Here is a 17,858-nt window from a genome sequence, read left to right as displayed (position 1 = left end):
CTGCCTTCAATGAAACGCCTTGCCTTATCCCTTACCCTCTACGCCTGCCTTCTGGCCGCACCGGCCACGGCCACGGCCGCGACAGAGCCGGCGCCGCGCCATCCGGTGGTGTTCGACTCGGCCGGATACGAAGCCGGAACGATCGTCGTGCTGACGGCCCAGCGCAAGCTGTACCTGGTGACCGGGCCGACGGAGGCTCTCGTCTACGACATCGCCGTCGGCAAGCCGAGCGAGCAGTGGTTCGGCAAGAGCTGGGTTTCGCGCAAACGCCTCAACCCGACCTGGATTCCGACGCCGGACATGCGCTCCAAGAATCCCGCGCTGCCGCAATCTGTCGGCCCGGGGCCCAAAAATCCGCTGGGCGTGCGCGCCATCAATCTCGGATGGGGCTACTACCGCATCCACGGCACGAATGCGCCGAACTCCATCGGCGGCGCGGCCTCGGCCGGATGCTTCCGCATGCGCAACGCCGATGTGGCCGATCTGTTCGAGCGGGTGCATGTCGGGGCCGAGGTCGTGGTGCTGAAATAGCCGCATGAGCGGGCATGCCACCGCAAAATCGCCATGCTATGCAGCGATGAGCGACAGGCTACCGGCATGGGGAACGACATGGCCATCCGAAGATCCGCAAGGTTTGCGGCTGCCCTTCTGGCTTGCGGCGCGGCAACGCCGGCGCTGGCCCACCCCCATGTCTTCGTCGACGGCCGCATGGAAATCGTCGGCGGCACCGGCACGAACCTCAAGGCGATCCGCAACATATGGCGGATGGACGAATTGTTTTCCTCAAGCGTCCTGTTCGATTTCGACAAGAACGCCAACGGGACGCTCGACCCGGACGAGTTGACGGCCATCGGCGAGACGGTGCGCCAATCCATTGCCGAATGGGATTTCTACACGCTCATTACCATCGCCGGACGGCCGGTGCGCATGACGCCGCCGGAGCGGATCCGGGCGCTGTACGAACACGACCAGCTTCTTCTTTTCTTCGAGATGACTCCGGCGGAGCCCATCGACCTCGCCACGCAGGCGGTGACGTTTTCCAACTTCGACGACAGCTTCTTCGTGGCTTTCGATTTTGCCGGCACGGAGGCGTTCCAGCTTCTCGACCTGCCGTCCACCTGCACCAAGGCGTTCACCGTGCCCGATCCGGACGAGGCGGCGGCAAGCTGGATGGCGCAGATATCGATGCTGCGGCCGGACCAGAAAGTGCCGGACGACGGCATCGACTATTCCAAGGCGCTCGCAACCCATGTGGACGTCACATGCCCCGGATAAGCGTTTTCCTTGCCGGGGTGGCGGCGATTTTCTGTCTGATGATGGCGCCGGCGCTGGCCCAATCGTCGCTCGGCATCGGCAATGCCGAAGTGGCCATGCAGCCGGGCACCGGCCCGCTTGCAGGGCTCTTCCTGTGGATCGGCAGCATCCAGCGCGAGTTCTTCACCGGCCTGCGGCAGGGGCTGGTGGCGCTGCGCGCGGGCGATGGCGGCATCGTGCCCCTGGTGGGGCTGTCGTTCGTCTACGGCATCTTCCATGCCGCCGGGCCGGGCCACGGCAAGGCCGTCATCTCGTCCTACATGCTGGCCAACGAAGTGCAGTTGCGCCGGGGTATCGCGCTGTCGTTCCTGTCGGCGGGGTTTCAGGCGCTGTCCGCGCTGATCCTGGTGTGGGTCGGATGGTATGTGCTGCGCGGAACCGGCCTTTCCATGACGTCGGTCGGCTGGGGCATGGAAGTCGCCTCCTATGCGATGATCGCGGTCTTCGGTGTCTGGCTGCTGGCGCGCAAGCTGAGCCGCATGTGGGCAAGCCGTAGGGTGGCGTCCACAGCATCCGGCGGACTGGCCTTCGCCGACGCCGGAAGCCATTCGTCCGGCAAGAGCGCATCAGGGTTCGCGGCAACCGGATACGATGCGGATGTCTGCCAGGCGCAGGCGGCCGATTGCGATTGCGGCCGCGCCCATATGCTGGACCCGACACGCCTGGCAACCGGCCGCTTCACCATCGGGTCGGGCGTCTCTGCTGCGTTCGCCGTCGGCCTTCGGCCTTGCGCCGGGGCTATCGTCGTTCTCACCTTCGCACTGGTCAACGGCCTGTGGGTCGGCGGCGTCCTGTCCGTGCTGGCCATGGCCATCGGAACGGCGATCACCGTTTCCGCGCTGGCGGCGCTGGCCGTCTATGCCAAGGGCGCGGCGCTGCGCTTCGGCAGCCGGTCGACGGCCTGGCGCGATGGTCTGGAGATCGCCGGTGCGCTGCTTCTGGTGTTGTTCGGTGTTCTGCTACTCGGCGGCGCTCTGCAAATGTGACGCGCGCCGCGCGGAAAAGCGCCGGCAGGCCGCCCCGAAACCTTCGAGGATGCTGCGCGAGGGCGCATCCGTCTCGGCCCAGTATTCCGGGTGCCACTGGAAACCGAAGGCATAGTCCGGCGCGGACGCCACCGACACGGCCTCCACCGTTCCGTCCGGGGCTGTCGCCTCCACTACGAGGCCGTCGGCCAGCCGGTCCACGGCCTGCCGGTGCAGCGAGTTCACCTCGATCGTGTCCGCGCCGATCAGCGCGCGCAGGCGTCCGGCCGGTTCGAGGGTCACCGGGTGGCGCGGGGCAAAGCGCACGGCCTGCTCGGGGTCGGTCGGTGCGCGATGATCCATTCGGCCCGGCAAATCCTGGATTTCCGTTGCCAGGCTGCCGCCAAGAGCGACGTTAAGCTCCTGGTGGCCGCGGCAGATGGCAAGAAGCGGCATGGCGCGGGCCAGCGCGCCCTGGATCATGGCACAGGACAGGGTATCGCGGCTGGTATCGAAGGGCTCGTAAGAGGCCGTGGCCCCAACGCCGTATCGCCCGGGATGAACGTTGGTGGCCGAGCCCGTGGTCATCACGCCGTCGACACGGTCGAGGATGTCGGCAACGTCGAAACCGTCGGAAAGCGCCGGCACGATCAGCGGTACGACACCGGCGACATGCAGCGCCGCCTTGAGATACGTATCGGGGGTCGCGTGCCAGGTATAATTCTCGAAGCTGCGTATATCGGCCGGCACGGCGATTATCGGGCGGGGCATCGTCATCGCTTTCCTGGTCCGCGTATCTCGTGGATAGAAGGGGTACTGCATCCGCCTATGGGCATGAAGCACCCTCAGGTATTATATCGCGGCATGAATGGCGACACTCAACCTCCGGCGGACGCGGCGTCCGATATCGAGCGCTGGCTGATGCGCGCGGCGCTTTCCTACATCAACCGCTACCCGACCTCGCAGGCCAATCTTTCGCGCGTGCTTGCGCGCAAGCTGCAGCGCCGGCTGGACGATCCGGACGAGGCCGCTGCCCTGGTGGCGCGTGTCGTGGACCGGCTCGTCGAGGCGCGCCTTGTCGACGATGCCCTGTTTGCCGGGGCGCGCGTGGCGGCGCTGAAACGGCGGGGCATTTCTGCCGCGGCGACGCGGGCGAAGCTGCGGCAAAAGGGCGTGGACGAGGCAACGACATCGACCGCCCTTCTGGAAGAGGGGCATGACGAGCGCGAAGCGGCCCGCGCCTATGCGCGCCGCCGGGGGCTGGGGCCCTTTCGCATCCGGGACCGGGCAGAGCGCCGCGACCGGGATGTCGCGGCCATGGCGCGGGCCGGATTTCCCGTCGATATCGCGATCGAAATCGTCGACGGCGACGGCAGCAACGACGCTCTGGAGTTATAGCGGCTGCGTCAACCTGTCCGGAACGCGGGCGGCGGAACGCGCATTGTCCATGCATATCCGAACAACAGGAGCATGACAGATGCCCAACATCAGGCAGGCCCGTATCGCGATTCTGGCGACCGATGGTTTCGAACAGTCCGAGCTCGTACAGCCGCTGACCAAGCTGCGCGAAGCCGGCGCGACGGTGGACGTCGTGTCGCTGGAGCCGGGCGAGATCAAGGGATGGGACGAGACCGACTGGGGCGACAGCGTACCCGTCGACAAGACGCTGTCGCAGGTGTCCGTGGATGATTACGACGCGCTGGTGCTACCCGGTGGCCAGATCAACCCGGATGTCCTGCGCACCAAGCCCGAAGCGGTGAAGTTCGTGCACGATTTCTACAACACCAAGAAGACGTTGGCAGCCATCTGCCATGCGCCATGGCTGCTTGTGGAGGCCGGCGTCATCCGCGATCGCGACGTCACCTCGTATCAGTCCATCAAGACCGACATCGTCAACGCCGGCGGGCGCTGGCACGACGAGGCGGTCGTAACGGATCAGGCGCTGATCACCTCGCGCAACCCCGGCGATCTGCCGGCTTTCATCGCCAAGATCGTCGAAGAGGTCGAGGAAGGCCGGCACGAGAAGCGCGAAGCCGCCTGACAAGGGCGCGTCGCATCGGAAAGGGCCGCCCGCCGGGTGGCCCTTTTTTCGTGTCCGCCGGCTGCCCCGAAAAAGCCGCGTTCGCGATTGCCCCGCGCGCCGGCATGCGTATAAGTGAGCCACTGAATGATTGCCGAACGAGGACTTGCCGATGGCGGACCATGATCACACCGGGCCTATCACATCCGCACCGATGGACTATCCGGAGCATGAGCGCACCTACGAGGGCTTCCTGTGGCTGGTGAAGTACGGCAGCATCGCGGTCGTCGCCATCCTGCTCGGCATGATGGTCAGCCTGGTCGGTAGCTGGGGCGTCATCGGCGGCCTCTTCATGTTCGTCCTTTCGGGCGCCGTCCTGACCTACATCCTGCGCTGACCGCTCGGGGTCGGTTCCAGCGCCCGCCTTTCCCGCACAGTTGCATGGCGCGCCGGCAGATGGCCCGCGCGATGGAGGAGCATCCATGAAACTCTTCGTTCCCAAAGAGCGGGAAGCGGGAGAGCCGCGCGTAGCGGCCTCGCCCGACAGCATCAAGAAACTGAAGGCGCTGGGCTTCGACGTGGTCGTCGAAAGCGGCGCCGGTAACCTGTCGCGCATTCCGGACGACGCGTTCACCGCTGCGGGCGCGTCCATCGGCAGCGCGTCCGATGCCGCTGACGCGGACCTGATCCTCAAGGTGCGCAGGCCCGGCGCAGACGAGCTTGCCGGTTATCGCAAAGGCGCGGTCGTCGTGGCGGTGATGGACCCCTATGGCAACGAAGGCGCGCTGTCGGCCATGGCCGATGCGGGCGTGACGGCCTTCGCCATGGAGCTGATGCCGCGCATCACCCGGGCGCAGGTGATGGATGTCCTGTCCAGCCAGGCCAACCTTGCCGGCTACCAGGCCGTCATCGACGCCGCCGCCGTCTACGACCGGGCTTTCCCCATGATGATGACGGCGGCCGGCACGGTGCCGGCAGCGCGCGTGTTCGTGATGGGGGCCGGTGTCGCCGGCCTGCAGGCCATCGCCACGGCGCGCCGCCTTGGAGCCGTCGTCACCGCGACGGACGTGCGCCCGGCCGCCAAGGAACAGGTCGAATCGCTCGGCGCCAAGTTCATCGCCGTCGAGGACGACGAGTTCAAGGCAGCGGAGACGGCGGGCGGCTATGCCAAGCAGATGTCGGCCGATTATCAAAAGAAGCAGGCCGAGCTGACGGCAAGCCATATTGCCAAGCAGGACATCGTCATCACCACCGCGCTGATACCGGGCCGGCCCGCGCCGCGCCTTGTCAGCCGGGCCATGATCGACACGATGAAGCCCGGCTCCGTGCTGGTGGACCTTGCGGTGGAGCGTGGCGGCAACGTGGAGGGCGCGGTTGCCGACACGGTGGCCGATATCGGACCGGCCAGGGTGATCGGCTACCTCAACGTGCCCGGCCGCATCGCGGCTACGGCGTCGCTGCTGTACGCGCGCAATCTTTCGGCCTTCGTGGAGACGATGGTCGACAAGGAAACCAAGGCGCTGCGCATCGACCTCGGCGACGAGTTGCAGAAGGCGACGGCACTGACGCACGCGGGGGCCGTGGTGCACCCGCAGTTCAAACCGGCGGAAGCCGCAGTTTCGGGGGAGGTTGCCTGAGATGGCAAGCGAAACGCTGAACACCACCCATCAGGCGCTCGATGCCGCGCAGGGCGCCATCGAAGCGGCCCGTGCGGGCGTCGACAGGCTTGCGAGCGAGCCGGGCATCGCCGGCGCGGTGCAGGCCGCGACCGGAGTGGACCCGTTCCTGTTCCATCTGGCGATCTTCGTTCTGGCGATCTTCGTCGGCTACTACGTGGTCTGGTCGGTGACGCCGGCGCTCCACACGCCGCTGATGAGCGTCACCAACGCGATCTCGTCCGTCATCATCGTCGGTGCGCTTCTGGCGGTCGGCATTTCGGCCTCGGGCCTTGCGACGACGTTCGGGTTCATTGCCCTCGTCCTCGCCTCGGTCAACATCTTCGGTGGCTTTCTCGTCACCCAGAGGATGCTGGCGATGTACAAGAAGAAGGACAAGTAAGCCGCCATGTCCGAAAATTTCGCGGCCTTCCTGTACCTGGTCTCCGGGGTTCTCTTCATCCTGGCTCTACGCGGCCTGTCGCATCCGACGACCTCGCGCCAGGGCAACATGTTCGGCATGGTGGGCATGGGCCTTGCCATCGTCACCACGCTGCTTCTGGCGCGGCCCAGCTTCGGCGGCCTGCTGATCATCGTGATCGGCATGGCCATCGGCGGCGGGGCGGGCGCCTACATCGCGCGCAAGATCGCCATGACGGCCATGCCGCAGCTCGTCGCGGCCTTCCATAGCCTTGTCGGCCTGGCGGCGGTGGCCGTTGCGGCTGCCGCGCTCTATGCGCCCGAATCCATCGGCATCGGCACGGTAGGACATATCCACGCGCAGGCACTGGTGGAAATGTCCATCGGTGTCGCCATCGGCGCCATCACCTTCACCGGTTCGATCATCGCCTTCCTCAAGCTCGATGGGCGCATGAGCGGCAAGCCGATCCTGCTTCCCTCGCGGCATATCATCAACATAGCACTGGGCGTGGCGCTGCTGCTGCTGGTCATCGGCTTCGCCACGACGCAGAGCCATTTGATGTTCTGGCTTATCGTGGTCGTTGCGCTGGCGCTGGGCGTGCTCCTGATCGTCCCGATCGGCGGTGCGGACATGCCCGTCGTCGTTTCGATGCTAAACTCCTATTCGGGCTGGGCGGCCGCGGGCATCGGCTTCACGCTGCAGAACCTTGCGCTCATCATCACCGGCGCGCTTGTCGGATCGTCGGGCGCGATCCTGTCCTACATCATGTGCAAGGGCATGAACCGCTCGTTCATATCGGTCATCCTTGGCGGCTTCGGCGGCGATGCCGGGCCGGCCGGTGGGGCCGACCTTGGAGAGCGCACGGTCAAGCAGGGCTCGGCGGATGACGCCGCCTATCTGATGAAGAACGCGGCTCGCGTCATCATCGTGCCGGGCTATGGCATGGCCGTTGCGCAGGCGCAGCATGCCCTGCGCGAGATGGCAGACGTGCTCAAGAAGGAGGGCGTCGAGGTCAAATACGCGATCCATCCTGTGGCCGGGCGCATGCCGGGCCACATGAATGTGCTGCTGGCCGAGGCGAACGTGCCGTATGACGAGGTGTTCGAGCTCGAGGACATCAACTCCGAGTTCGCGCAGACGGACGTTGCCTTCGTGATCGGCGCCAACGACGTGACCAATCCGGCCGCGCGCGACGATCCGTCCTCGCCCATCTTCGGCATGCCCATCCTGAACGTGGATCAGGCACGCACCTGCCTGTTCATCAAACGCTCGCTTGGCTCCGGCTATGCCGGCATCGACAACACCTTGTTCTACAAGGATAACACGATGATGCTGTTCGGTGACGCCAAGAAGATGGTGGACGACATCGTCAAGGCGATGGCCCACTAGAGGCCCTTGCCGGGCGGAGGCGCCAGCCTCCGCCTTGTATCGAATATCAGGCTAAACGGCGAGCCGAAGCAGCCCTTGCCGCTGGCGCGATATCCCGTCGACCAGCGGGTACAGCGTCGCCTGCAGCGAGTGATACAGATCCGGCTTCCCCTTGAAGGTGCCATCGGTCGGCTTGCCTTCATCGTCCAGTTCCGGATACCAGCCGCCATAGGCATGGTCGATCAGCGTCTCCTCCGAAAAGGACCAGAGGCGGCGATACCACATCTCGTCCGACTCGGTTGGCGTCAGCTTGATCAGGCTGGCCAGGGCGCCGATACCCTCCGTCACCGGCCACCAGAGGCGTTTGCCGATGGCCACCTGGCCTTGCGCGTCCATCGTATAGGCAAGGCCGCCCAGCTTTTCGTTCCAGCCATCCGACAGCGCGCGGTCGACGAGGCTGCGCGCGGCGGCCGGCAGGCGCTCGTCTTCGCGTCCCGACAGGTCCCAGTACTGCAGGAGCAGCCGCGCGAATTCCAGCGAATGGCCGGGCGTGGTGCCGGGTGGCCGGAACATCGGATCGCCGGAATAGTCGGGGTCGGGCGTCCAGTCCGCGTGATAGTGCTCGGGGATACGCCAGTTGTTGGCAGGCGCCATGCTGAGGGTGAAGAAGCCGAGGATGCTGCCGGCCATGTGCAGGAAGCGCCGATCCTCGGTGGCTTCGAAGGCCGCCATCAGCGCTTCCGAAAGATGCATGTTGGCGTTCATGCCGCGATAGGTGGAAAAGGGTGAGAAGTCCCGGTTCAACTCGTCGCGCGCGCGCTCCAGCCCCGGCTCCCAGAAGTGCTTTTCGATGATCGACAGAACGTCGGCCATCAGCCCGGCGGCATCCGGATGCCCGGCTTGCATGGCACTGGCCGAGGCGAGCAGAACGAAGGCATGGCCATAGGCCAGCTTCTCGGACCGCACGGGACCATCGTCGTCGACGCTCCAAAAATAGCCGCCATCGACAGAGTCGCGGTGCGCCGTCAGGATGAAGTCCATCCCGTGGTCCACCATCTCTTCGGCACCCTTGAAGCCGATGGCCATGCCGAGGCTGTAGGCATGCACAAGGCGCGTCGCCGTATGCAGTTCCTGTTCGGTGTCGGGCAGGGGGGCGCCATCGCGGCCGAGGGCGAAGAAGCCGCCCTGCGGCCTCAGGCTGCCGGCGAAGAAGCGAAGCTGCCTGTCCGCATCGCGCAGCAGCGCCTCTCGATGCGCTGTCGAAAAGAGCAAGGGTTGTCCAAGGGGCGCGGCGTCATCCGTGCCGATGATGGAAAGCGTCATGAAATCCTCCCGGCCGCGGAAGGATCGCGGCGCACCAAGCGGTTGTGTCCCGGTTGGCGCGCCGAAGCAAGGTGATAGAGGCGTGTCAGGCCTGCGTGTTGCCTGCGGCACCGCTTTGCGTGCGCGACATGCCGTCGCGCGCGGGCTGGTACTTCGGGTCCAACTGCGCCCCGCGCGAGAAGGCGCGATAGGCTTTGCCGGACTCGCCGGCCGCTTCCAGAACCAGGCCCTGCGTTACCCAGAACTCTGCACGGTTGCCGTCCAGTTGCAGGGCGCGGTTGATGTCGTCGCGCGCGTCGTCGACATTCTGCAGGGCAAGATAGGAGATGGCGCGCGCCGAATAGGGCTCCGGCGAGTTCGCCTCCATCGAGATGGCGGTGGAGAAGTCCTCGATGGCCAAACGGTGCTGCCCGTCGATCTGATAGAGCAGGCCGCGATTGTGGTAGGCGCGGGGGTCCGTCGTGCTGAGGTCGATGGCGCGCTGGAAATCGGCCAGCGCCTCGCGGTTGCGGCCGGCCACCCGGTAGATATTGCCACGCCCGATATAGGCGCTGTCATAGCTGGGGTTGATCTGCACGGCGCGGCCGTAATCCTGCACCGCCTCCGTCAGCTTGCCCTGCTGGCGATAGACGAGCGCGCGGTTGGCGTAGGCCTGATAGTAGTTCGGGTCGATCTGGATGGCCTGGGTGAAATCGCCGATCGCGCGGCCATACTCGCCCGCCTGCCCATAGGCCGTACCCCGGACATTGTAGGTTTCCGGGTTCTGCGGGTTGGAGTTGATCGCCGCCGTCAGCGAAGAGATGTTCTCCGACGAGCCCTGCGCCTGGTTAAGGTTGATCGCCTGGATCGGATTGGCGCTCTGGCAGGCCGACAGGAGCAGGGCTGCGGTGATGGCCGCGAGTATGCGATAGGACTGGCGCGTCGTAAGGACCATGAATCTTCCCCCGGTCGTGATGGCCGTAATTCGTTGCATCGACGCCCGGAGCCTCCAGGCTGCCGCCTCCACGGCCCGCCCACTCAATTTACGCGAGGGGATTGCACTGGAAAGGATGTGACGAGGCGAAAATACGGCGAAGCCATACAAAAAGGGCGGCAAGGTCAAAAACCTCGCCGCCCGTTGCAAACATGTACTGGCCAGTCGACAGCCGGATCAGCGAGCCGCCGTCGTGCGGCCGCCGGCAACCAGGCCCTCGCGCTGTGCGCGCTTGCGCGCCAGCTTGCGGGCGCGACGGACGGCCTCGGCCTTTTCACGCGCACGCTTTTCCGACGGCTTCTCGTAGAAGTTGCGCATCTTCATTTCACGGAAGATGCCTTCACGCTGCATCTTCTTCTTGAGAGCGCGGAGAGCCTGATCGACATTGTTATCGCGAACGAGTACCTGCACGAGTGTTCCGTTTCATTGTTCGTTGAGCGGAGAGGGCCTCATGCAAACGCAGAAACCCTCGCGGAAGAGAACCTCTTCCACAGAATTGCGCTTCAGATATCAGATGGGCCCCGCCTTGTCGAGATGGGCGAGCCCGCTTTATTTGGCCTCTCCGGAGGCCGCGACGGCCGGAAGGTTGCGCACGATGTCGTCGGCTGCAAAGCCCGCAGCACGCCGGAAAGCCTCGTCATTATCGCCCCGGAACGACAGTTTGCGCGCCAGCGCAAGTTGCCCGCTGCTGACATCGATCACGTTGACCCAGCCTGTGGAAATCAGCGTGCTCATCTTCTGGACGGCGCCGAGCACGATGAAATCCGCCGATACGCTGCGTGCCGAGTCGAGCAGGTCGAGCGGGCGTGAGTTCGCCGGCGTGCAGCCGCTTTGGGTGCACGGCAGTTCCACCGCATCGACCTTGCCTTCGGCGCCGAGCGCGCCCTGCAGCGTTTCGCGGAACAGGCCCATGCGCCTTTCATGGTCGGCGCTCTGGTCGGTGGGCTCGCCGGACGTATCGACATAATCGAACGGCATCACGGCCAGACGCGGTTCGGCGGTTGCCTCGGTGGCGCCGAGGGCAACCAGCAGAAGGGGGAGGGCGACAGAGCGGAGTGACATGGGCGCACCTTCGACGGCGTCCGATTACGGACGGTGGAGACGGCGCCCTTGCCGCAGCATTAGCCACCAGGACGCCGACGGACGTCAAGTGCGGGCGCGCGCCTGCCTTTCCGGGTCGGCCTGCGCCAGGACATGGGCGATCGACCGCAGGGCCATCTCCACGCTTTCGCTGGAGCCGCCTGCATCTGCGTCTTGCGCATCCGGCATCTCGGCCACTTCGCTGCGCCCGAAGAAGTTGCGACCATGCTGCGCCAGGGCCGCGATCTGGGTGCGCATGGCCAAAAGGCGCTCTCGTTCACCCTCTGTCGGAGGCGTCGCGGCAAAACGGCGCACCAGCACGTGGGCGGCGTGCACGATGGCGTTCAGCCGCATCAGGGCGCGCCGCAGGCCGACCTGCCCGGCGCCGAACGTCCACGCGCTCTGCAGCGGTCCGACGGCGTTGCGGATATCGGCATGGGCCCTGTCCAACTGGCGGGCACGCACCAGCAACCGTGCATCGTTGTCGCCCGGCTCCAGGGCGGCGGCCGTCTCCAGCAGTTGGTCCAGCGCCTGCATGAACCGGTCTACCGCCTGTCGCGTCTGGCTGGAGGTGCTGCGCGGCAGCACGAAGAAAGACACGAAGATGCCGGCCGTGGCGCCGATGACCGTCTCTTCCAGCCGCAGGACCAGAAGCTCGGGCGTGAAGGTGCCGATCAGCCCGTAGACGAGCGAGATGGCCACGGTCATGAAGAACGTCATCGCGCTGTAGGACAGCGTCAGCAGGTAGAACGCCAGGAAGACGCTGATCGCCACGACGAGGATGGTGGGCCACAGCGCGCCGGATACCAGCACCGCCATCCCCATTCCCACCACGATGCCAAGGGCCGTGCCGGCGGCGCGCTCCAACCCGCGGATCGCGGTTTCGCCCCGGGACTGGGTATTGGTGAAGACCAGAAACGCCGTCAGCACCGCCCAGAACCAGCGATCCGGAGACAGGAAGATGCCGCCGGTCATGGCGATGGCCGATGCAAGCGTGACCTGCAGTGCCTGCCGGAAGAACGGGTCCTCAAGAAGCCGTTTCCGGCCCGGGCCGCTCTTGGCCACGCGGTTCGGGGCCGCCGTGCCGCCGCCGCCGGAGACGAAGGCCGTCGCCGGAGTTGCCGCGGCGCTGCGGCGTACCTCGCGCCGGGCCTTGGCCAGGACATCGAGCCGCCCGGCGACCCCCTCGGGCAGCTTGCCGGAACCCTGTGCGGGCATGGCGAGGGCGCTTCCGAGGGCGCTTTCCAGTGCGAGGTGAAGATCGAACAGATCGTTGGCAAGGGCGGCCGCCCGCCCGCCCGACAGGTCGCCGGCCTCGGCCTCTATCGGCAGGTAGCCCTCGCAGATCAGGATGGCGTCCTTGGCGCGGCGCTCCATCTCCAGCGCCTCCTGCCGGCTCGCCGGCGACCACCCGTTGCGGGCAGCCCGCCGTATGCGCCCGGCCAGCCGCCCGACGATCTCGTCCACCGCCTCCAGCCCCCGCTGGAAATCTTCCGCCGGCCGGTCGGGCAGCAGGAAGTTGCGGGTCAGATGCGCGACGACCGACGACAACACCAGCGACACCGCGATTCCCGGGAGGTCGTCCGGTTGCGGATGCAGATAGGCGGCGATGACGAAGCACATGAAGGTGAACATGCCGACGGCCTGCCAGCGCAGGCCGAAGCGCCGTGCGTAGACCGAGACGAAGATGACGACGAGAAACAGCGTGCTGACGGCGACGGTCTGGCCGTTCAACAGTACGATGGCCAGAACGGTCGCATAGGCCGCCGCCACCGCATAGGCCCGCGTGACGGCCCTGGCCAGCGGCGTCGTATCCTTGATGGCAACGGCGCCCTGTATGGCGGTCACCATCGCCATGCCGTAGGCCGACGGCGGAAAGGCGATCCACGGATGGGCAAGGGCAAGGATGCCGGCCACCAGAGCGACGGTCAGAAGCACACGGCTGCCCAGCCGCAGCCGGACGAGGCCCGGATCGGATGCCAGGAACCGCTGCCGCAGGCCGGCCGTGTCGCGTTCTTTCGAAAAGGTGCTCTTTATGCTCATGGGCCGTGTGTGTAGACCGGTCGGGTCATTATGTGTGAGCGGCAGTGCGGGCGGCAACCGGGATGAACGAACTCGACAGAACGGACAGGCGCATCCTGCGTGCCCTGCAGGCCGATGGCCGCATCACCAATGCAGAGCTTGCCAGCCGTATCGGCCTTGCGCCGTCATCCCTGGGAGAAAGGCTCAAGCGGCTTCAGAAGGAAGGTTACATCACGGGGTTCTCGGCCCGGCTCGACCCGCAGAAGCTGGGCTTCGGCCTGCTGGTCTTCGTGGAGGTCATCCTGGATACGACGACGCCGGACGTCTTCGACCGCTTCGCCAAGGCGGCGCGGCGCACGCCGGAAATCCTCGAATGCTACATGGTGGCCGGCGGCTTCGACTATCTCATCAAGACGCGCCTGTCGGACATGGCGGCATACAGACGGTTCCTTGGAGAAATCGTCCTGGCGCTTCCCGGTGTCCGGGAAACACGCACCTATGCGGTCATGGAAGAAGTCAAGAATGACGGCCCACTCCCACTTTGAGAGGGCAAGACGATTTTCAAACGATTTTAATTTGGATTGGCCTCACGGGCGTCTTTACGCCGGCTATTTTGCGCCGCAGAAGATCATCCCGAATGTAAGCAGCAACCATACAGTCGGGTTGCGCAGATCCCGGAGGCACCATGCTGAGAACCGACACCGTTCGCAAGATCCTGTCCTGGTATGAAGGAGAGACACCCGGTCTCAAGAGCAATCTGTCGCGTCTTCTGATGCATGGCCGGCTGGCCGGCACCGGACGCGTCGTCATCCTTCCGGTGGACCAGGGGTTCGAGCACGGTCCGGCCCGCAGCTTCGCGCCCAATCCGGCCGCCTACGACCCGCATTATCTGTATGAACTGGCGATCGAGTCCGGGGTTTCGGGCTATGCCGCGCCGCTCGGCCTTCTCGAGCAGGGCGCCGATACCTTCGCCGGCGAAGTGCCGTTGATCCTGAAGCTCAACAGCGGCAACTCGCTCGTCAACGCGCAGGACCAGGCCCTGACCGGTACCGTCGAAGACGCGCTGCGCCTCGGTTGCGTGGGCGTCGGCTTCACCATCTATCCGGGTGCGGACGCATCCTACGACATGATGGAAGAGCTGCGCGAGATCACCTTGAAGGCCAAGTCGCGCGGCCTCATGACGGTCGTCTGGTCCTATCCGCGCGGCGGCAAGGTATCCAAGGAAGGCGAGACAGCCCTCGATATCATCGCCTATGCCGCCCACATGGCGGCGTTGATGGGGGCCACCATCATCAAGGTCAAGCTGCCGACCGATTTCGTCGACCTCAAGGATGCGAAGCCGACCTACGAGAAGAACGAGATTCCGCGCGCAACGGGCGCCGACCGCGTCCGCCATATCATGCAGTCTTCCTTCGCGGGCAAGCGCATCGTCGTCTTCTCCGGTGGCGCGGCCAAGAACGAAGACGAGCTTCTGGGCGAGGTGCAGTCCATTCGCGACGGCGGCGGCAATGGCTCCATCATCGGGCGCAATTCCTTCCAGCGCCCGAAGGCAGAAGCCCTGGCGCTGCTGAACAAGGTCATGGACCTTTACGCCTGACATTGCGCTGTGGCGCAGGGGTGACTAGGTATTGGGGGCCGGCCGAAAGGCCGGCCTTTCGTCTTCCCTCCTTCATGAAGCAGATCGACAGGGCATGTCCAAAGCCGCAAAGTTGACCCGCAACGAAAAGCTGGTGCTCGATGCACTGCGGGGCGACCACGCGCCGATGACCGCCTATCAGCTTCTCGACAGGCTGCGTCCGGAAGGGCTGAAGGCGCCGCTGCAGATCTATCGCGCCCTGCGGGCGCTGGGCGACCGGCATCTCGTGCACAAGCTGGACAGCCAGAATGCCTTTATGGCCTGTACCCATCATGGCCACGGAAGCCACGATCATGCGGTCGTTTTCCTTGTCTGCACCGAGTGCCAGAAGGTGATCGAGGCGGCGGACGAGGCGATCGACACGGCGGCCTCGCGCATCGCCCGGACCCACGCCTTCGTTGCTGAGGGTGTATCGGTGGAAATTCGGGGCCGATGCGCGGACTGCGCCGCGAAGGCGTCCTGACCCTTGCCAAAGGCGCGGCGCGCCCTACTTAAATTGTTGAAATCTCGCAGCTTGTCGCCATCGGGCGGCGGGCGCCTCCAAAGGCCGGGCTTTGCCCGGCCTTTTTGTTTTTCGATTGGAAGGATACGGACGATGGCCGATGTGATCACAGAACAGGATGCCTTCAAGCCGAAGCTTTCCAAATCGGAATCCAAGCACGACCTGACCACCAGTGCAGCGCGCGCGATCATCGACTCCGAATCCAAGCGCAGGCTTGAGAAGACCGCTCGCCTTCGTGCAGCGCGCATGGCGGTCGAAGCCAAGACGGTCGCCGTCGCGCCGGTAAAGAAGCGCCGGGCCCCCGCGAAGACCGCGAAGTCTGCCTGAACGGCAAGCCGGCCTTGCGGCCTTCCGCCCCGCGCAAGGGGCGGGATAAGCCTATGCGGTCAGGCGGCCATCCGGTGCATGACCTCGACCACCTTTTCCGCGACATAGGGCTTGGGGAAAAACACGCTGCGCGCCGGCAGGCTGTCGGCGTCGGGCGTGGCGTAGCCTGACGTCAGGATGATTTCGATCGGCGGCCAGCGATCCCTGATGGCGGCTGCCAGCCGCATGCCGTCCATTCCCTGCGGCATGTCGATATCGGTGAACACGATACGGATGTCGAGCCGACTTTGCAGGATATCGATCGCCTGGTTGGCGTCCGCGGCCTCCAGTGCTTCGAAACCCGCATCCTCGACCATATCCACCGCCATCATGCGCAGGACCGGCTCGTCTTCGACGACGAGAACGACCGGTCGTCTCTCCATGTCGGTGCGGGTCACGGGTTCGGTCCTTATGCTTCCACGACTTGGGAAACCGGTGCGCGAAACGTCGCCGAGAATCCTTCGGCGGGGTAACGAAGTTCACTTCCACCCGTTCCAGCTAGGCCCATGGCAATAAGTCGCGACCCGAAACCCCTTGCCTGCGGCGCGCGGGGGGCAGGACCGCCGCTTTCGCGCCATTCCAGAACAAGGTCGCTTCCGCCGTCGACCGGCTCCATACGCCATTCGATCGCAGTGCGGCCCAATGGCGACGACAGCGATCCGTATTTCAGGGCGTTGGTTGCAAGTTCATGCAGAAGCAGCGACAGCGACAACGTCGCCCGTGCGCCAAGGTCGACCGGCGGGCCCGATACGTCGAACCGATCCTCCATGTCGAAGGTGCCGATCATCGCCTCGACCACTGACTGCAAGGATGCGCCGGACCAGCTCCGCTGCAACAGGACCTGATGGGCGGAAGCGATGGCGTGGAGCCGCTTGTGGAACGCCTCGACGGCCGCCCTTTCGGTAACGCCGCGCAATGTCTGGCTGGCGATGGCCTGCACCGTCGCCATCGTGTTCTTCATACGGTGCGCCAGCTCTTCGTTCAGGAAGCGCCGGCGCTCTTCGGCGGCGTCGCGCTCCTGGATCGCCCTGCGCAACGCGAACTGCGTCATCACCTGCCGCGCCAACCGCTCAAGGCCGGCCGCCTGGCGCTCGGTCAGGCCACCGGGGCGGGGCTTGTCGTCCAGGACGCAGAGCGTGCCTATGCCGATCCCCTCCGGCGTTTCCAGCCGCGCGCCTGCATAGAACCGCACATGCGGCGCGCCGGTGACGAGCGTGTTGTCCTTCGTCCTCGGATCGACCGTCAGGTCGGGGATGACGAGCAGGCCCGGCGACTGCAGCGCATGAACGCAGATCGATTGGCCAATGGGGGTCTGGCAGGCATCGAAGCCGACGCGCGCCTTGAACCATTGCCGTTGCTCGACGACCAGGCTCACAAGCGCCGTGGCCGATTCGCAGATATCGGCGGCCAGAAAGGCGATGTCGTCGAACTCGACTTCGGCCGGAGTATCCAGGATCGCGTAAAGATCGAGGGCATCCAGCCGAGCCTGCGTATCGCTTTCCGCCGTCGGCGCAGAATCGGAAACTGAGCGGGAAGCCATGGGTGTCGCGGGTGGCCTGACTGATGACGAAGACGATTCGATACCGCGGGAACGGCGCAAGCTTCAACCTTAAGATGAAGGCTTTTCCAAGTCTCCTCTCATGTCGCCCGATACGACCCGTGCTGAGCGGCGAGGCGGCGAAGATTCGTGCTGCAAAATTAAATCAGTGATTGTGGGCGATGCACTTGTCGTGGTCGGCAAGCACCTCGATGACGCGGCATTCGCCGATGCTTCCGTGATCGCAGGCCACCATGCGGGCGATCTCGGACCGGAGCGCAGTCAGCCTGGCGATCTTGCTGTCGATTTCGGACAGATGCGACAGCGCGATCCTGTCGGCACTCTCGCAGGGGCGGTCGGGCTCCTGCGCCAGGTTCAGCAATTCGCGGATCGGCTCGATCTCGAATCCCAGTTCCCGGGCGTGCCTGATGAATCGCAGCCGGCGCAGATCGGCCCCGTCATAGAGGCGGCGGTTGCCTTCGGTGCGCGGCGGGGAGGGCAGGAGCCCGATGGACTCGTAGTAGCGGATCGTCGGCACCTTGATGCCGCTGTCCCGCGATGCCTGCCCGATGCTCACTCCACCGATATGCATGATGCCCAACCTCCAGTGACTGAAGATTTGAATTTGACCCTCGGCAGCGATGCAATCAAGGGCCACGGCCGGAATGAACCGGCC

The 17,858-nt window shown here is 65.3% G+C and carries 22 protein-coding genes; 13 read left to right on the top strand and 9 right to left on the bottom strand.

The genetic code is table 11. The features are described 5' to 3' along the window. The first annotated feature begins 9 nt into the window (after window positions 1-9). The 3 genes from AUL31_RS07130 to AUL31_RS07120 all read left to right on the top strand — a co-directional run bounded on the left by AUL31_RS07130 (window position 10) and on the right by AUL31_RS07120 (window position 2,300). A complete protein-coding gene (locus AUL31_RS07130) occupies window positions 10-531 on the top strand; it encodes a L,D-transpeptidase (RefSeq protein ID WP_060603550.1) in 522 nt (173 codons plus the stop codon). Between the two features lie 78 nt (window positions 532-609). Next, window positions 610-1,275, top strand: a complete 666-nt coding sequence (locus AUL31_RS07125; RefSeq protein WP_060603923.1) for a DUF1007 family protein — start codon at window positions 610-612, stop codon at window positions 1,273-1,275. After that, window positions 1,263-2,300 carry a nickel/cobalt transporter gene (locus tag AUL31_RS07120; RefSeq protein WP_060603547.1) on the top strand — a complete coding sequence of 346 codons (1,038 nt, stop codon included), beginning with the start codon at window positions 1,263-1,265 and terminating at the stop codon, window positions 2,298-2,300. Before AUL31_RS07125 ends, AUL31_RS07120 begins: the two co-directional genes overlap by 13 nt. Here AUL31_RS07120 and AUL31_RS07115 read toward each other — a convergent pair. After that, window positions 2,274-3,056, bottom strand: coding sequence for a gamma-glutamyl-gamma-aminobutyrate hydrolase family protein (locus AUL31_RS07115; RefSeq protein ID WP_409359948.1), 783 nt, complete (start codon window positions 3,054-3,056; stop codon window positions 2,274-2,276). The genes AUL31_RS07120 and AUL31_RS07115 overlap by 27 nt on opposite strands. An 87-nt stretch (window positions 3,057-3,143) precedes the next feature. On the opposite strand from AUL31_RS07115, the gene AUL31_RS07110 reads away from it, so the two are divergent. The 6 genes from AUL31_RS07110 to AUL31_RS07085 all read left to right on the top strand — a co-directional run bounded on the left by AUL31_RS07110 (window position 3,144) and on the right by AUL31_RS07085 (window position 7,764). After that, window positions 3,144-3,677, top strand: coding sequence for a regulatory protein RecX (locus AUL31_RS07110; RefSeq protein ID WP_060603543.1), 534 nt, complete (start codon window positions 3,144-3,146; stop codon window positions 3,675-3,677). Window positions 3,678-3,756: 79 nt separating this feature from the next. Next, window positions 3,757-4,320, top strand: a complete 564-nt coding sequence (locus AUL31_RS07105) for a type 1 glutamine amidotransferase domain-containing protein (protein ID WP_060603540.1) — start codon at window positions 3,757-3,759, stop codon at window positions 4,318-4,320. Between the two features lie 151 nt (window positions 4,321-4,471). Further along, the gene (locus AUL31_RS07100; protein WP_060603536.1) at window positions 4,472-4,696 is read left to right on the top strand and encodes an aa3-type cytochrome c oxidase subunit IV; all 225 of its coding nucleotides are present in this window, start codon (window positions 4,472-4,474) and stop codon (window positions 4,694-4,696) included. Between the two features lie 85 nt (window positions 4,697-4,781). Beyond that, window positions 4,782-5,936, top strand: coding sequence for a Re/Si-specific NAD(P)(+) transhydrogenase subunit alpha (locus AUL31_RS07095; protein ID WP_060603533.1), 1,155 nt, complete (start codon window positions 4,782-4,784; stop codon window positions 5,934-5,936). A 1-nt stretch (window position 5,937) separates the two neighbouring features. Then, on the top strand, window positions 5,938-6,357 hold the full coding sequence (locus tag AUL31_RS07090) for a proton-translocating transhydrogenase family protein (protein WP_039188862.1): 420 nt from the start codon (window positions 5,938-5,940) through the stop codon (window positions 6,355-6,357). A gap of 6 nt (window positions 6,358-6,363) precedes the next feature. Next, a complete protein-coding gene (locus tag AUL31_RS07085; protein ID WP_060603529.1) occupies window positions 6,364-7,764 on the top strand; it encodes an NAD(P)(+) transhydrogenase (Re/Si-specific) subunit beta in 1,401 nt (466 codons plus the stop codon). A gap of 51 nt (window positions 7,765-7,815) precedes the next feature. On the opposite strand, the gene AUL31_RS07080 is transcribed toward AUL31_RS07085, so the two are convergent. From AUL31_RS07080 to AUL31_RS07060, 5 genes are all read right to left on the bottom strand, one after another. Continuing rightward, window positions 7,816-9,066, bottom strand: coding sequence for an AGE family epimerase/isomerase (locus AUL31_RS07080; RefSeq protein WP_060603525.1), 1,251 nt, complete (start codon window positions 9,064-9,066; stop codon window positions 7,816-7,818). Between the two features lie 85 nt (window positions 9,067-9,151). Beyond that, on the bottom strand, window positions 9,152-10,000 hold the full coding sequence (locus AUL31_RS07075; protein WP_060603522.1) for a tetratricopeptide repeat protein: 849 nt from the start codon (window positions 9,998-10,000) through the stop codon (window positions 9,152-9,154). 216 nt (window positions 10,001-10,216) lie between these two features. Beyond that, entirely contained in the window at window positions 10,217-10,450 is a 234-nt protein-coding gene (gene rpsU, locus AUL31_RS07070; protein ID WP_060603518.1) for a 30S ribosomal protein S21, read from the bottom strand. A gap of 138 nt (window positions 10,451-10,588) precedes the next feature. Continuing rightward, window positions 10,589-11,101, bottom strand: coding sequence for a DUF2380 domain-containing protein (locus AUL31_RS07065; protein ID WP_060603515.1), 513 nt, complete (start codon window positions 11,099-11,101; stop codon window positions 10,589-10,591). Between the two features lie 84 nt (window positions 11,102-11,185). Further along, a complete protein-coding gene (locus AUL31_RS07060; protein ID WP_060603511.1) occupies window positions 11,186-13,162 on the bottom strand; it encodes an FUSC family protein in 1,977 nt (658 codons plus the stop codon). A 62-nt stretch (window positions 13,163-13,224) separates the two neighbouring features. Here AUL31_RS07060 and AUL31_RS07055 point away from each other — a divergent pair, with 62 nt between their 5' ends. The 4 genes from AUL31_RS07055 (at window position 13,225) to AUL31_RS07040 (ending at window position 15,606) form a co-directional block, all read left to right on the top strand. Next, window positions 13,225-13,686: an Lrp/AsnC ligand binding domain-containing protein gene (locus AUL31_RS07055; RefSeq protein WP_060603508.1), complete on the top strand. Its 462-nt coding sequence runs from the start codon at window positions 13,225-13,227 to the stop codon at window positions 13,684-13,686. A gap of 140 nt (window positions 13,687-13,826) precedes the next feature. After that, on the top strand, window positions 13,827-14,738 hold the full coding sequence (locus AUL31_RS07050; protein ID WP_060603505.1) for a class I fructose-bisphosphate aldolase: 912 nt from the start codon (window positions 13,827-13,829) through the stop codon (window positions 14,736-14,738). Between the two features lie 94 nt (window positions 14,739-14,832). Further along, on the top strand, window positions 14,833-15,240 hold the full coding sequence (locus AUL31_RS07045; protein ID WP_060603502.1) for a Fur family transcriptional regulator: 408 nt from the start codon (window positions 14,833-14,835) through the stop codon (window positions 15,238-15,240). A gap of 132 nt (window positions 15,241-15,372) precedes the next feature. After that, entirely contained in the window at window positions 15,373-15,606 is a 234-nt protein-coding gene (locus AUL31_RS07040; RefSeq protein WP_060603499.1) for a hypothetical protein, read from the top strand. Between the two features lie 59 nt (window positions 15,607-15,665). Here AUL31_RS07040 and AUL31_RS07035 read toward each other — a convergent pair whose 3' ends face one another. The 3 genes from AUL31_RS07035 to AUL31_RS07025 all read right to left on the bottom strand — a co-directional run bounded on the left by AUL31_RS07035 (window position 15,666) and on the right by AUL31_RS07025 (window position 17,774). Next, entirely contained in the window at window positions 15,666-16,028 is a 363-nt protein-coding gene (locus AUL31_RS07035; protein WP_060603495.1) for a response regulator, read from the bottom strand. A gap of 26 nt (window positions 16,029-16,054) precedes the next feature. Then, window positions 16,055-17,185 carry a sensor histidine kinase gene (locus AUL31_RS07030; RefSeq protein WP_060603492.1) on the bottom strand — a complete coding sequence of 377 codons (1,131 nt, stop codon included), beginning with the start codon at window positions 17,183-17,185 and terminating at the stop codon, window positions 16,055-16,057. A 163-nt stretch (window positions 17,186-17,348) separates the two neighbouring features. Further along, the gene (locus AUL31_RS07025) at window positions 17,349-17,774 is read right to left on the bottom strand and encodes a MerR family transcriptional regulator (protein ID WP_060603916.1); all 426 of its coding nucleotides are present in this window, start codon (window positions 17,772-17,774) and stop codon (window positions 17,349-17,351) included. Window positions 17,775-17,858: the final 84 nt, after the last annotated feature.

Origin of the sequence: Aureimonas altamirensis (genome assembly GCF_001463885.1) — a bacterium.
GTDB classification, from domain to species: Bacteria; Pseudomonadota; Alphaproteobacteria; order Rhizobiales; family Rhizobiaceae; genus Aureimonas; species Aureimonas altamirensis.
Note: the sequence above shows the minus strand (reverse complement) of the source record. Positions and strands in the feature narration are given on the sequence as shown.

What these genes read in the sequence shown, in the direction of transcription:
- AUL31_RS07120 (WP_060603547.1), top strand. Translation starts at nt 1,263, where the DNA reads ATGCCCCGGATAAGCGTTTTCCTTGCCGGGGTGGCGGCGATTTTCTGT.
- AUL31_RS07035 (WP_060603495.1), bottom strand. Translation starts at nt 16,028, where the DNA reads ATGGAGAGACGACCGGTCGTTCTCGTCGTCGAAGACGAGCCGGTCCTG.
- AUL31_RS07105 (WP_060603540.1), top strand. Translation starts at nt 3,757, where the DNA reads ATGCCCAACATCAGGCAGGCCCGTATCGCGATTCTGGCGACCGATGGT.
- AUL31_RS07085 (WP_060603529.1), top strand. Translation starts at nt 6,364, where the DNA reads ATGTCCGAAAATTTCGCGGCCTTCCTGTACCTGGTCTCCGGGGTTCTC.
- AUL31_RS07100 (WP_060603536.1), top strand. Translation starts at nt 4,472, where the DNA reads ATGGCGGACCATGATCACACCGGGCCTATCACATCCGCACCGATGGAC.
- AUL31_RS07060 (WP_060603511.1), bottom strand. Translation starts at nt 13,162, where the DNA reads ATGAGCATAAAGAGCACCTTTTCGAAAGAACGCGACACGGCCGGCCTG.
- AUL31_RS07075 (WP_060603522.1), bottom strand. Translation starts at nt 10,000, where the DNA reads ATGGTCCTTACGACGCGCCAGTCCTATCGCATACTCGCGGCCATCACC.
- AUL31_RS07110 (WP_060603543.1), top strand. Translation starts at nt 3,144, where the DNA reads ATGAATGGCGACACTCAACCTCCGGCGGACGCGGCGTCCGATATCGAG.
- AUL31_RS07065 (WP_060603515.1), bottom strand. Translation starts at nt 11,101, where the DNA reads ATGTCACTCCGCTCTGTCGCCCTCCCCCTTCTGCTGGTTGCCCTCGGC.
- AUL31_RS07050 (WP_060603505.1), top strand. Translation starts at nt 13,827, where the DNA reads ATGCTGAGAACCGACACCGTTCGCAAGATCCTGTCCTGGTATGAAGGA.
- AUL31_RS07040 (WP_060603499.1), top strand. Translation starts at nt 15,373, where the DNA reads ATGGCCGATGTGATCACAGAACAGGATGCCTTCAAGCCGAAGCTTTCC.
- AUL31_RS07095 (WP_060603533.1), top strand. Translation starts at nt 4,782, where the DNA reads ATGAAACTCTTCGTTCCCAAAGAGCGGGAAGCGGGAGAGCCGCGCGTA.
- AUL31_RS07030 (WP_060603492.1), bottom strand. Translation starts at nt 17,185, where the DNA reads ATGGCTTCCCGCTCAGTTTCCGATTCTGCGCCGACGGCGGAAAGCGAT.
- AUL31_RS07045 (WP_060603502.1), top strand. Translation starts at nt 14,833, where the DNA reads ATGTCCAAAGCCGCAAAGTTGACCCGCAACGAAAAGCTGGTGCTCGAT.
- AUL31_RS07115 (WP_409359948.1), bottom strand. Translation starts at nt 3,056, where the DNA reads ATGACGATGCCCCGCCCGATAATCGCCGTGCCGGCCGATATACGCAGC.
- AUL31_RS07130 (WP_060603550.1), top strand. Translation starts at nt 10, where the DNA reads ATGAAACGCCTTGCCTTATCCCTTACCCTCTACGCCTGCCTTCTGGCC.
- AUL31_RS07090 (WP_039188862.1), top strand. Translation starts at nt 5,938, where the DNA reads ATGGCAAGCGAAACGCTGAACACCACCCATCAGGCGCTCGATGCCGCG.
- AUL31_RS07025 (WP_060603916.1), bottom strand. Translation starts at nt 17,774, where the DNA reads ATGCATATCGGTGGAGTGAGCATCGGGCAGGCATCGCGGGACAGCGGC.
- AUL31_RS07125 (WP_060603923.1), top strand. Translation starts at nt 610, where the DNA reads ATGGCCATCCGAAGATCCGCAAGGTTTGCGGCTGCCCTTCTGGCTTGC.
- AUL31_RS07055 (WP_060603508.1), top strand. Translation starts at nt 13,225, where the DNA reads ATGAACGAACTCGACAGAACGGACAGGCGCATCCTGCGTGCCCTGCAG.
- AUL31_RS07080 (WP_060603525.1), bottom strand. Translation starts at nt 9,066, where the DNA reads ATGACGCTTTCCATCATCGGCACGGATGACGCCGCGCCCCTTGGACAA.